This is a genomic window from Xanthomonas citri pv. mangiferaeindicae (genome assembly GCA_002240395.1).
GTDB lineage: Bacteria > Pseudomonadota > Gammaproteobacteria > Xanthomonadales > Xanthomonadaceae > Luteimonas > Luteimonas citri_A.
The window spans coordinates 3,782,489-3,794,797 of the sequence record CP016836.1 but is presented as its reverse complement, the minus strand read 5'-3'; the positions used below and the strand labels follow the sequence as shown (position 1 = coordinate 3,794,797).

8 protein-coding genes are annotated in these 12,309 nt (G+C 68.2%); 2 read left to right on the top strand and 6 right to left on the bottom strand.

Annotated elements, in window-relative coordinates; genetic code table 11:
- Positions 1 to 329 precede the first annotated feature (329 nt).
- The 6 genes from BEN78_16565 to BEN78_16540 all read right to left on the bottom strand — a co-directional run bounded on the left by BEN78_16565 (position 330) and on the right by BEN78_16540 (position 5,533).
- On the bottom strand, positions 330 to 1,019 hold the full coding sequence (locus BEN78_16565; protein ID ASR44739.1) for a 2,3-diketo-5-methylthio-1-phosphopentane phosphatase: 690 nt from the start codon (positions 1,017 to 1,019) through the stop codon (positions 330 to 332).
- A 38-nt stretch (positions 1,020 to 1,057) separates the two neighbouring features.
- Positions 1,058 to 1,615: an acireductone dioxygenase gene (locus BEN78_16560; GenBank protein ASR44738.1), complete on the bottom strand. Its 558-nt coding sequence runs from the start codon at positions 1,613 to 1,615 to the stop codon at positions 1,058 to 1,060.
- 109 nt (positions 1,616 to 1,724) lie between these two features.
- Complete coding sequence (locus BEN78_16555; protein ID ASR44737.1) at positions 1,725 to 2,369, bottom strand: methylthioribulose-1-phosphate dehydratase; 645 nt, start codon at positions 2,367 to 2,369, stop codon at positions 1,725 to 1,727.
- A gap of 30 nt (positions 2,370 to 2,399) precedes the next feature.
- Positions 2,400 to 2,651 (bottom strand): hypothetical protein, encoded by a 252-nt coding sequence (locus tag BEN78_16550; protein ASR44736.1) that lies wholly within the window; start codon positions 2,649 to 2,651, stop codon positions 2,400 to 2,402.
- Complete coding sequence (locus tag BEN78_16545) at positions 2,648 to 3,919, bottom strand: hypothetical protein (GenBank protein ID ASR44735.1); 1,272 nt, start codon at positions 3,917 to 3,919, stop codon at positions 2,648 to 2,650. The genes BEN78_16550 and BEN78_16545 overlap by 4 nt, the downstream gene beginning before the upstream one ends.
- 111 nt (positions 3,920 to 4,030) lie before the next feature.
- A complete protein-coding gene (locus BEN78_16540; GenBank protein ASR44734.1) occupies positions 4,031 to 5,533 on the bottom strand; it encodes an amino acid permease in 1,503 nt (500 codons plus the stop codon).
- Between the two features lie 308 nt (positions 5,534 to 5,841).
- Between BEN78_16540 and BEN78_16535 the strand changes: the two genes are divergently transcribed.
- Positions 5,842 to 6,990 carry an acyl-CoA dehydrogenase gene (locus BEN78_16535; GenBank protein ID ASR44733.1) on the top strand — a complete coding sequence of 383 codons (1,149 nt, stop codon included), beginning with the start codon at positions 5,842 to 5,844 and terminating at the stop codon, positions 6,988 to 6,990.
- A 305-nt stretch (positions 6,991 to 7,295) separates the two neighbouring features.
- Positions 7,296 to 12,218, top strand: a complete 4,923-nt coding sequence (locus BEN78_16530; GenBank protein ID ASR45206.1) for a glutamate dehydrogenase — start codon at positions 7,296 to 7,298, stop codon at positions 12,216 to 12,218.
- Positions 12,219 to 12,309: the final 91 nt, after the last annotated feature.

The window sequence follows — 12,309 nt, the reverse complement described above, 5'->3', positions numbered from 1 at the left end:
GCAGCAGGCGAGCGCTGAAACACAAAAACCCGCGCAAGCGCGGGTTCTTGAAAGACGACCGGCTGGCGAGCGAAGGCTGACGGGCAGGTCGTGCGCGGCTGGCTGGCGAGGGCGGGCTTGCGGCGCGCCTCGATTCTAGCGAGCGCGCACAGGGCATGACGGAATGAGAATTGCTCGCGTTACAGCAGGCGCAGTGCGTGCGACATGGCCTCGGTCTGACGCGCTGGCCGCGATCGCCCGCACCGGGCGATCGCGTTCGGCAACGATCTGCGCGGTCTCGTCATCATCGTGTCTGTGCGTTACACAGCACGCCGACAGGACGCGCGTGATCAGGCGGCAGGATCGACCGCGTCGAACGAGGTCACGCGGCGGTGGCCGTTTGCGGCGGTTGCATCGCGCGGTTCGGGGTAGTCGTCGAGGCGGTCGACCAGCACCGTGCGCAGGCCGGCCTCGCGGGCGGCGTCGAGTTCGGCCACGACATCCGACAGGAACACGATCGCCGCCGGTGCTTCGTGCAAGGCCTCGGCAATGCGGGTGTAGCTCGCTGCCTCGCGCTTGCCGCCGACCTCGGTGTCGAACCAGGCCGAGATCAGACCCGTCAGGTCGCCGGCATCGCTGTGGCCGAAGAACAGCTTCTGCGCCGGGACCGAGCCCGACGAGTACACCGCCAGGCGTTCGCCGGCCGCATGCCAGCGGCGCAGGGCCTGCGCCGCGTCGGGGTAGATGTGCGCGGTGAAGTCGGCCTCGCGGTAGCCGGCCTCCCAAATCTTGCCTTGCAAGGCCTTGAGTGCGGTGTGCTTGCGGTCCTCGTCGATCCAGCCCTGCAGTGTCTCGACGATCATCGCGTCGTCGCACATCGCGCCGTGCTCGATCGCCACCGCATCCAGCCAGCGACGGACGTCGGGATCTTGGCCATGTGTGGCGACGAAGCCGGGCAGGGCGCGGCGGGCATAGGGGAAGAGGACGTCTTTGACGAAGGAGATGCTGCTGGTGGTGCCTTCGATGTCGGTGAGGATCATGCGATTTATCGGTCCTGGCGCGCGTGTTGAGGAGCGGGTCAGTCGCGCGCGCCCGGCTCGTAGCGCGGGAACTGCTGGGCGATGTCCGAGCCGGTGAAGTGGCCGATCCAACCATCAGGCTGCTGGAAGAACCGGATCGCCACAAAGCGCGGCTCCGGGCCCATGTCGAACCAATGGGTCACGCCGTGCGGCACGCCGATCAGGTCGCCCTTGACGCATTCGATCTCGTAGACCTTGTCTTCGACATGCAGCGTGAACAGCCCCGAGCCGTCGACGAAGAAGCGGACCTCGTCTTCCTTGTGCAGGTGTTCGTCGAGGAACTTCTTGCGCAGCTCGTCGCGATTGGGGTTGTCCGGCGCGATGCTGATGACATCGACCGTCGTGAAGCCGCGCTCGGCGCTGATGCGGTCGATGTCGGCCTTGTAGGCGGCCATCACCTGCTCGGACGAGGCGCCGGCGGCGACCGGCTGCGCGGCTTCCCAGCGCTCGAAGGTCGCACCGAGCTTGCCGAGCTCGCGGGCGATCTCCTCGCCGTCGCGGCTGTCGAGCAGCGGCGTGTCGGGGGCGGTGTCGGCGAAGATGCGGAGGCGGCTCATGGCGGTCTGGCTCAGGCAAAGGAGAATCGCGCCAGACTAGCAGTTGCTTCCGAAGGCAGCGTTGACTGGCGCGGAACGCAGGCGTTCCACGCGCGCGTGGATCGGGACGTCAGCGACCGCGCAGACGATGCAGCGCCAGTTCGCAATGCAGCAGGAAATCGAAGGCTTCCAGATGCCGGCGCGCCTCGGCCATGTCGCGGCCCCAGGCATACAGGCCGTGGCCGTCGATCAGGTAGCCCCACATCGGGCCGGCATCGAGCAGGCATTCGACCTGCGCGGCGAGCGTGGGCATGTGCTGGCTGTTGGGCAGCACCGGCACGTCGATCGCGGTCTCGTGGGTCGCATTGCCGGCGAAGGCCTTGAGCAGTTCATAGCCTTCGATGCGCACGTGGCCTGCGCCGGCGTACAGCCGCGAGGCGATGGTTTGGTTGGGCGAATGCGTGTGCAGGATGCAGCCGATCTCGGGAAACCGGCGATAGAGCTGAGTGTGCAACAGCGTCTCGGCCGACGGCCGATGGTCACTGCCCACGGCCTGACCATCGAAATCGACGACCATGATGTCGTCTTCCTGCAGCCGGCCTTTGTCGCGGCCCGACACGGTGATCGCTGCGTGGCGGTCGTCGAGGCGTTGCGAAAAGTTGCTGCTGGTCGCCGGTGTCCAGCCGGCCTGGGCGAGCTCGCGGACGTTGACGATCAACTCGCCGGCGAGCTCGCGCAGGCGGTGGGCATCGAAGGGGGGCGTCGGATCGGGCATGGCGCAGAGTCTACCGCGCGTGCGCACCGATCAACGATGCCAGCGCCAGCGCGGTGGTTCGCCCTTCAGCGCACAGGTCGCGATCAGCAGCGCGGTGGCCAGCGACAGGCAGCCGAAGAAGGCCGCGGGATCGCGCTGCGGCGGAAACCGCAGCAGCACGACGACGACGCTGATCGCATAGACCGCCAGCACCGCCCAGCCCTGCCAGCACCGCGGCGCCCCCCAGCCCCAGCCGAAGGACTTGGCCGGAAACCAGTAGTCGTCCTTCCGGGGCGTGGTCACGGCGCGGCATCCGGCCGTGCGCGGCGACTGAACCCGCGATAGCCGGCCCAGGCCAGCAGCGCGATGATCGCCGCGCCCATCAGCGTCTCGATCGGCGTCGACCAGACCAGCAGGCCGCAAGCGAGCAGGGCGCCCATGCCGAGCAGGCGCTCGCGCGTGCCCGAGGCATGCGTGCGGTTGCCGAGCAGCAGGCTCAGGCCCGCGGCGGCATAGGCCATCACCACCAGCGTCACTGCCATGTTGATGATCGTCTCGAACTGGCCCGCCACCGAGTCGGAGAAGGTGGTCAGCGCGATCGCGGTCATCGAGATCACCACGATCAGCAGGCCGGTGCCGGCCGCGCCGTTGCGCAGCAGCCGGCCGAAGATTGCCGGCAGGAAACCGCGCTGGGCGGCGCGCGCGCCCGACTCGCCGGTCACCAGCATCCAGCCGCCGAGCGTGCCGGTGGCCTTGAGCGCGGCGGCCGCGGCGATCACCGGGATCGCCCAGGCGCCGAACATCTGTCCGGCGACCAGCGCGAACGGTGCGCTCGACTGCGCGAGTTCGGCGACCGGTACGATGCCCATCATCAGCACCGAGGACACCAGATAGACGACACCGGCCAGCAGGATGCCGCCGAGCGTGGCGATCGGCACATTGCGGTCCGGGTCACGGACGACACCGGCGACCATCGCCCCGGTCTCCAGGCCGATGAACGCCCAGAACACCACCGACAGCGAGCCGATCGCGACCGCTGCGTCCGATTGCCCGCTGACGTTCCAGCCGGCCAGGTACAGGTCGGGATCGAAGTGCGCCCAGCCGGCGATCAAGATCGCGGCGACCGGCAGCAGGCCGAACACCACGCAGAACGACTGGAACCGGGCGATGGTGCGCGGCCCGAACAGGTTCAGCGCGAACATCGACCAGATCAGCACGACCTGGCCGACGACCTGCGCGACGGGCGTCGCCTCGATCGGCAGCAGGATGATCAGATAGCCGAACGCAGCCACCGCGATCGCGTTGTTGCCGATCCACGATGACAGCCAGTACAGCGTGGAGGCCAAAAAGCCCATGTCGCGGCCCAGCGTCGGGCGGATGTAGTCGTCGGGCGATTCGAGGTTCGGGTACTGGCGGGCCAGGCGTGCGAATGCGCCGCCTAGCGCGACCGCCAGCAGCGTGCCGAGCAGCCACGACAGCGCGGTCACCGCGCCCGAGCGCGCCAGTGTGGCCGGCAGCAAGAAGAAGCCCGAGCCGATCATGTTGTTGGCGACCATGAACGTCGCCAGCACCGGTCCGATCTTCCTGGCCGTGGGAGCAATGGACATCGCAGGATCTCGCAGTGGCGCCTGGCGCCGGGTCGGAAACGACACGGCCCGCGCGATGCGGGCCGTGGAGGGCACTCAGCGGGCGTTGCGCAGCTTGCTGTGCCGGTAGCCGTAGGCGAAGTAGATCGTGAAGCCGATCACCGTCCAGCCCAGCAGCACCATCCAGTTGAGCATCGGCATGATCGCCACCAGTCCCAGGCACGCCAGCACGCCCAGCGTGCCGACGACGTAGACGGCCGGCGTGCGGAACGGACGGTGCAGCCCCGGCTGCGTGCGCCGCAGCACCATCACGCCCAGACACACGGTCGCGAACGCGACCAGGGTGCCCATCGACACCACGTCGCCCAGCAACTGGATCGGCAGCAGCGCGGCCATGATCGCGGCGACCGCGGCAACTAGCGCAGTGCCTTTGTGCGGGGTGCGGAAGCGCTTGTGCACCGCGCCGAAGAAGCGCGGCAGCAGCCCGTCCTGGGCCATCGAGAAAAAGATCCGCGGCTGGCCCATCAGCATCACCAGGATCACCGTGGTCAGGCCGGCAATCGCGCCGATCTCCACCAGGATCTTGAGCCAGGCCAGGCTCGGGTAGGCCTCCAGCGCGGTCGCGACCGGCTTGGCGTTGCCGAGCGCGGTGTAGGGCACCATGCCGGTCAGAACCGCAGAGACCGCGATGTAGATCAGCGTGCACAGCACCAGCGAACCAAGAATGCCGATCGGCATGTCGCGCTGCGGGTTCTTGACCTCCTGGGCGGCGGTCGAGACTGCGTCGAAGCCGATGTAGGCGAAGAACACGATCGAGGCGCCGCGCAGCACGCCCTCCCAGCCGAAGCGGTCGCCGCCCTGGTTCTCGGGAATGAACGGCAGCCAGTTGTCGACATTCACGTACTGCGCGCCGAAGGCCAGCAGCAGCAGGATCACCACGACCTTGATCGAGACGATGATCGCGTTGGCGGTCGCCGACTGGGTGATGCCGACGTAGCACAGCGTGCCCACGGCGCCGACGATCAGCAGCGCGGGCAGGTTGAACAGCGCGTCGGTCAGCACGAACCGGCCGAACTCGCATACGCCCGCCTGCGCGGCTTCGTGGGTACAGAAGTTGATCGGCGCCTGGGTCAACGCCGCGGGTAGATGGAGCCCGAACGATTCCAGAAAACTCACCGTGTAGCCCGACCAGCCGACCGCGACCGTCGAGGCCGCAAACAGATACTCGAGCACCAGGCTCCAGCCGACGAACCAGGCCAGGGCCTCGCCCAGGGTGGCGTAGGTGTAGCTGTAGGCGCTGCCCGAGGCCGGGATCATCGCGGCGAACTCGGCGTAGCACAGACCCGCCATCGCGCAGGCGAAGGCGGCGATGACGAAGCTGAGCATGATCGCCGGCCCGGCATGATTGGCGGCTGCAGTGCCGGTGATCACGAAGATGCCCGCGCCGATGACCGCGCCCAGCCCCAGCATCACCAGGTGCTTGGCGGTGAGCGTGCGCTTGAAGCTGGCTTCGCCCGACAGGCTGCCTTCGACCGGCTCCCCGGCGTCGACGTGCGGTTGAGCCTGGATGGGCTTGGTGATCAGCAGGTTCTTGAGCATCGGGTTCCCCGGGTTGGACGGTCGGTCGGGCACACGAACGGGCGGCTCCCTGCCGATTCCCCTTATCCCGATGCGCCCCGCGAATCGCCGTACCTTGCCAAACGCAGCGTTCCGGCACAAGCAACGTCCCGCATTCATTGCGGGCGACCCCGCGGTGCCTCCCGACATCGCGGGGGCATCGGTGCTGCCAAGTTGGTCCGGCGGGTTCGGGGCGGGTTCATGCTGCAGTGCGCAACGTCCGCTCCCACAGTCGGGATGCGTTCGTCGCTACAATTGCCCGCTGACCTTGGTGCAGAAGCGGAGCGGCCGTGGAGTTCGGTTTCAACGAAGAGCAGTTGATGATCCAGGACATTGCGCGCCGGATCGCAAAAGAGAAGATCGCGCCCAGTGCCGAGCACTTCGACCGCACCGGCGAGTTCCCGCTCGAGAACATCCGGCTGCTCGGCGAGAACGGCCTGATGGGCATCGAGGTGCCGGCCGAATACGGCGGCGCGGGCATGGACCCGATCGCCTACGTGCTGGCGATGATCGAGATCGCCGCCGGCGATGCCGCGCACTCGACGATCATGTCGGTCAACAACTCGTTGTTCTGCAACGGCGTCCTGACCCACGGCACCGAGGATCAGAAGCGCACCTACGTCTCGGCGATTGCTGAAGGGCGCGAGATCGGCGCGTTCGCGCTGACCGAGCCGCAGTCGGGCTCGGATGCGACCGCGATGCGATGCCGCGCGGTGAAGCAGGCCGACGGCAGCTTTGTCGTCAACGGCAAGAAGAGCTGGATCACCTCCGGCCCGGTCGCCAAGTATTTCGTGTTGTTCGCGATGACCGAGCCCGACAAGGGCGCGCGCGGCGTCACCGCGTTCCTGGTCGACGGCGAGCGCGCGGGCTTCCATCGCGGCAAGACCGAGCCCAAGCTCGGCATCCGCGCATCGGCGACCTGCGAGATCGAGTTCCAGGACTATGTCGTCCAGCCCGACGAGGTGCTGGGCGAGGAGGGGCAGGGCTTCAAGATCGCGATGGGCGTGCTCGATGCCGGGCGCATCGGCATCGCCTCGCAGGCGATCGGCATCGCCCGCGCTGCGTACGAGGCAACGATCGCCTACGTCAAGGAGCGCAAGGCCTTCGGCCAGCCGATCGGCGCGTTCCAGATGACCCAGGCCAAGATCGCCGACATGAAGTGCCGGCTCGATGCGGCGTTGCTGCTGACCTTGCGCGCGGCCTGGACGAAGGGCCAGGGACAGCGCTTCGGCAACGAGGCCGCGATCGCCAAGCTCACCGCGTCCGAGACCGCGATGTGGATCACTCATCAGGCGCTGCAGATCCACGGCGGCATGGGCTATTCGAAGGAAATGCCGATCGAGCGGTATTTCCGCGACGCCAAGATCACCGAGATCTACGAGGGCACCTCGGAGATCCAGCGGCTGGTCATCGCCCGCAACGAGACCGGCCTGCGCTGAGCGCTTCGTGATCCTTCGCCCTGTTCCCGTCGTTCGTTCCACCGGTCCGCGCCGCCCTGAGGGCTGCGCGGCCGCTTCTGTCGTCCCCGATCCGGCCGCCAGCCGCACTGCGTGCAGCTCGCCACCCGTCGTTTTCCTTTTCCCTGTCGGCCCGCGTGAGAACGCGGGCCTCATTGCATCGGACCTATCGTCGTCATGAGCACATCCCGCAAGACCGGTACTCCTTCTTCCAAACGCAAGGCCGCCGCGGCCCGGGCCCGGCACCGCGCAAGCGCGCCAAGCCGCAGGGCAGCGACGCCAGCGTCATGCCGGCGCCGTCCCGGCCCGCCGGCGCCAGCTTGCTGGACCCGATCTTCGAGGCGGTGCGGCGGCGCACGGGCAAGGCCGCGGGCCGCGGCGCCGATGCGTTCGCGCAAGGCTTCTACCGGCGCATGACCGAGGACGAGATTCCGCTGCACAGCGCCGAGGGCTGGGCGGCCCTGGCCGCCGACCTGTTCGAGTTCGCCGCGCGCCGCAAGCCGGGCACCGCCAACGTGCGGTTGTTCAATCCGGCCCAGGACAGCCACGGCTGGGAATCGCCGCACACCGTGCTGCAGATCGTCAACGACGACATGCCGTTTCTGGTCGACTCGGTGACCATGGCGCTGGCCGAGCGCAGCATCGGCGTGCACGTGCTGGGACACCCGGTCCTGCACATCGCGCGCGACCGCAGCGGCCGTTTGACCGGCGTGGGCGAGGGCGATGCCGAGTCGGTGATGCACCTGGAGATCGATCGGCAGACGCCCGAAGCGAGCGCGCAGATCGAACAGGTCGTGCGCCGCGTGCTCGACGACGTGCGTGCGATCGTGGCCGACTGGGGCCCGATGCGCGAGAAGATGCAGGAGGTCGCCGCCGATCTCGTCGCCCGGCCGATGCCGGTCGCCGACGCCAGCCGGCGCGAGGCGCAGGAGTTCCTGCGCTGGGCCGCCAGTGATCACTTCACTTTCTTCGGCTACCGCGAGTACAAGGTGCGCCGCAAGGGCGCCGACGGCGTCCTCGAGCCGGTCGCCGACAGCGGCCTGGGCCTGCTGCGCACGCCGGCCACGGTCAAGTCGCGCCCGCTCAGTGAGCTCGGCGCCGATGCGCTGCGACGTGCGGGCGAGGTCGACGCGCTGATCCTCACCAAGACCAGCGCTCGCTCCACCGTGCATCGTCCCGGTTATATGGACTACATCGGCGTGCTGCGCTACGACGCCAAGGGCCAGGTGATCGGCGAGCAGCGCTTCCTGGGTCTGTACACCTCCAGCGCTTACACCCGCCGGCCGTGGGACATCCCGCTGGTGCGCGAGCGGTTCGAGCACGTGATGAGCGAATCCGGCCTCAAGCCGACCGGCCACAGCGGCAAGACCCTCAAGCACCTGCTCGAGACCCTGCCGCGCGACGAGCTGTTCCAGTCCACGCCCGATGAGTTGTTCCGTCTGGGCACCGGCATCCTCGGGCTGCAGGAGCGCGTGCGCAGCCGGTTGTTCCTGCGCCGCGACCGTTACGGCCGCTTCTACTCGGTGCTGGTCTACATTCCGCGCGACCGCTTCAACACCGACGTGCGTCACCGGGTGGAGGACATGCTGCGCGAGACGATGCAGGCCGACCACGTCGATGCGCACGTGGTGCTGGGCGAGTCGCCGTTGGCGCAGTTGCACCTGATCGTGCGCCCGCGCGCGGGCGTGCAGGGCGATGTCGATCAGGCCGCACTGGAGCAGGCGCTGCAGAAGATCGTGCGCAACTGGCACGACGACCTGCGCGACGAGCTCGTGCGTCGCCAGGGCGAAGGCGAAGGTCTGCGCCTGGCCGGTCGCCTGGGGCGTGGCCTGTCGGCCGCCTATATCGAGTTCGCATCGCCGGCCGTCGCGGCCACCGATGTCGAGAAGCTCGCCGCCGCCCAGGCGAGCGGCGCGCTGCAGCTGAGTTTCTACACCCAGCCCACGTCGTCGGCCGGCGACGCGCTGCTGCACTTCAAGCTCTACCGCAGCGGTCAGCATCTGCCGCTGTCGGAGGTGCTGCCGGTGATGGAGAACCTCGGCCTGCGGGTCATCGCCGAGAATCCGACCCGTCTGGTCGTCGACGGCACCACGCTCTACATCCAGGACTTCTTCGTCGAGACCCTGGCCGCGAACGTCGACATCGAGGCGCGCGCGGCCGCGTTCACCGAAGCGTTCGACCGCGTGTGGCGCGGCGATGCCGAGAACGACGGCTTCAACCGGCTGATCCTCGCCGCCGATCTCGACTGGCGCCAGGTGGCGATGCTGCGCGCGTACTGCAAGTACCTGCAGCAGGTCGGCGTGCCGTTCTCGCAGGCCTACGTCGAAGACACGCTCGGCCGCTACCCGCTGCTCGCGCGATTGCTGGTGGAAGTGTTCGAGGCCCGCTTCGATCCGGCCACCGGCCGCGAGAGCAGGGCGCAGGTCGCTGCCGGCATCGAGATGCTGTCCAGCCAGCTCGGTGCGCTGTCGGGCGACGAGGCCACGCTGGCGCTGCTGCAGCCGGTGATCGATGCGCGCGCGAAGGATCGTGACGCGCAGTACGACGCGGCGCGCAGCGCGCTCAAGGGGCTGCTCGACCGCGTCGCGAGCCTCGACGAGGACCGCATCCTGCGCAGCTATCTGGGCGTGATCGACGCGACCTTGCGCACCAGCTACTACCAGCGCACCCGCGAGGGCGCAGTGCGCGACACGATCGCCTTCAAGTTCGATTCGGCGCGCGTGCCCGAGCTGCCCAAGCCGCGTCCGTATCGCGAGATCTTCGTCTACGGTCCGCGCGTGGAGGGTATCCACCTGCGCTTCGGGCCGGTCGCCCGCGGCGGTCTGCGCTGGTCGGATCGCCGCGAGGACTTCCGCACCGAGGTGCTGGGTCTGGTCAAGGCGCAGATGGTCAAGAACACGGTCATCGTGCCGGTCGGCTCGAAGGGCGGCTTCATCGTCAAGCGCCCGCCGGCCGGCGGTGACCGCGACGCGCTGTTCGCCGAGGGCGTGGCCTGCTACACGCTGTTCATCAACGGCCTGCTCGACATCACCGACAATATCGTCGACGGCAAGATCGTGCCGCCGCGCGACGTGGTCCGCCACGACGACGATGATCCGTACTTGGTCGTCGCCGCCGACAAGGGCACCGCGACGTTCTCCGACATCGCCAACGGCATCGCCCGCGAGCATGGATTCTGGCTCGACGATGCGTTCGCGTCAGGCGGCTCGGTCGGCTACGACCACAAGGGCATGGGGATCACCGCGCGCGGCGCCTGGGAATCGGTCAAGCGCCACTTCCGGGCGATGGGCCGCAACTCGCAGACCCAGGACTTCACCGCGGTCGGCGTCGGCGACATGTCCGGCGACGTGTTCGGCAACGGCATGCTGCTCTCGCAGCACATCCGGCTGGTGGCCGCGTTCGACCACCGCCACGTGTTCATCGATCCGGCACCGGATGCAGCGGTCTCGTTTGCCGAGCGCCAGCGGCTGTTCGCGCTGCCGCGTTCGAGCTGGGCGGACTACGACGCCAAGCTGATCAGCAAGGGCGGCGGCGTGTGGCCGCGCAGCGCCAAGTCGATCCCGTTGTCGAAGGAAGCCCGCGAGGCGCTGGGCATCGACGGCGACACCGCCGCGCTCAGCCCCAACGAGCTGATGTCGGCGATCCTGCGCGCGCCGGTCGATCTGCTGTGGAACGGCGGCATCGGCACCTACGTCAAGGCGTCGTCGGAAAGCCATGCCGATGTCGGCGACCGCGCCAACAACGCGCTGCGCGTCGACGGTCGCGAGCTGCGCTGCAAGGTGGTGGGCGAGGGCGGCAACCTGGGCATGACCCAGCTCGGCCGCATCGAGGCCGCGCAGAACGGCGTACTGCTCAACACCGACTTCATCGACAACTCCGCCGGCGTGGACACCTCCGACCACGAGGTCAACATCAAGATCCTGCTCAACGATGTGGTGCAGGCCAAGAAGCTGACCGTGCCCGCGCGCAACAAGCTGCTGGCGTCGATGACCGACGAGGTCGCCGAACTGGTGCTGTGGGACAACTACCGCCAGAACCAGGCGCTGAGCCTGATGGAGCGCATGAGCGTCTCGCGGCTGGGCTCCAAGCGTCACTTCATCCGCACGCTCGAAGCCCAGGGCCTGCTCGATCGCCAGATCGAGTTCCTGCCCTCGGATGCCGAACTGTCCGAGCGCAAGGCCAAGGGCCTGGGCCTGACCCGTCCCGAGCTTGCGGTGCTGTTGTCGTACTCCAAGCTCGTCGCCTTCGATCAGATGCTCGCCTCCGACATCCCCGAAGACCCGTACCTGTCGCGCGAACTGCAGCGCTATTTCCCCGTGCCGCTGCAGAAGAAATACGCCGCGACGATGGAGCAGCACCGCCTCAAGCGCGAGATCATCGCCACCGCGGTGACCAACCAGATGATCAACCGCATGGGCGCGACGTTCCTGCTGCGTATGCAGGAAGACAGCGGGCGCTCGCCCGGCGAGATCGCCAAGGCGTTCACGATCACCCGCGAGACGATCGAGGCACGCGCGCTGTGGAACAGCATCGATGCGCTCGATGGCACCGTGCCCGAGTCGGTGCAGGTCGATGCCCTGCAGGTGATCTGGAACCTGCAGCGGGCCTTCACCCGCTGGCTGCTGGCGCGCGCTGGCGCGATCCCGGACATCACCACGGCCGTGGCGCGCTATCACGATGGCTTCCATGCCATCCGCATCGGCAGCCAGATCATCGCCGACAGCCAGCGTGCCGAGCACGATGCCAGTCTGCAGGTCTGGCGCGAGAAGGGCGTGCCGGAGGACCTGGCCGAGCAACTCGCAGCGCTGCCGTATCTGGAAGCGGCCTGGGACATCATCGAGGTCGCCAGCGAGACACGGCGCAAGCCGATCGATGTCGCGCGCGTGCACTTCCGTCTCGGCGAAGCGCTCAATCTGCCGTGGCTGACCGCGCAGATCGACGCGCTCGAGGTCGATGGCCGCTGGCATGCGGTGGCACGCGGCGTGCTGCGTGAGGACCTCGGCCAGCAGCATCGCCTGCTCGTGGGCCAGGTGCTGGCGATGCCCGGCGACACGCCCGAGGAGAAGGTGCGGACCTGGCTCGAGCGCGACGATCCGACGTTGCGCTTCACGCTGGCGATGCTGGCCGAGCTCGCCGCGCAGAAAACGCTCGACTACCCGACCGTCTCGGTCGCGGTGCAGCGCGTCTCGCAGCTCGTCCAGCGCAGCTGAGGCAGACGGGGAGGGCGCATGGGCGCCCTCCCTGCACGTCGGCGGGGTCGAGTCGTCGATCCACTGCTGCGGCATCGACCCGCCACCCCAT

What these genes read in the sequence shown, in the direction of transcription:
- BEN78_16530 (ASR45206.1), top strand. Translation starts at nt 7,296, where the DNA reads ATGCCGGCGCCGTCCCGGCCCGCCGGCGCCAGCTTGCTGGACCCGATC.
- BEN78_16560 (ASR44738.1), bottom strand. Translation starts at nt 1,615, where the DNA reads ATGAGCCGCCTCCGCATCTTCGCCGACACCGCCCCCGACACGCCGCTG.
- BEN78_16555 (ASR44737.1), bottom strand. Translation starts at nt 2,369, where the DNA reads ATGCCCGATCCGACGCCCCCCTTCGATGCCCACCGCCTGCGCGAGCTC.
- BEN78_16565 (ASR44739.1), bottom strand. Translation starts at nt 1,019, where the DNA reads ATGATCCTCACCGACATCGAAGGCACCACCAGCAGCATCTCCTTCGTC.
- BEN78_16540 (ASR44734.1), bottom strand. Translation starts at nt 5,533, where the DNA reads ATGCTCAAGAACCTGCTGATCACCAAGCCCATCCAGGCTCAACCGCAC.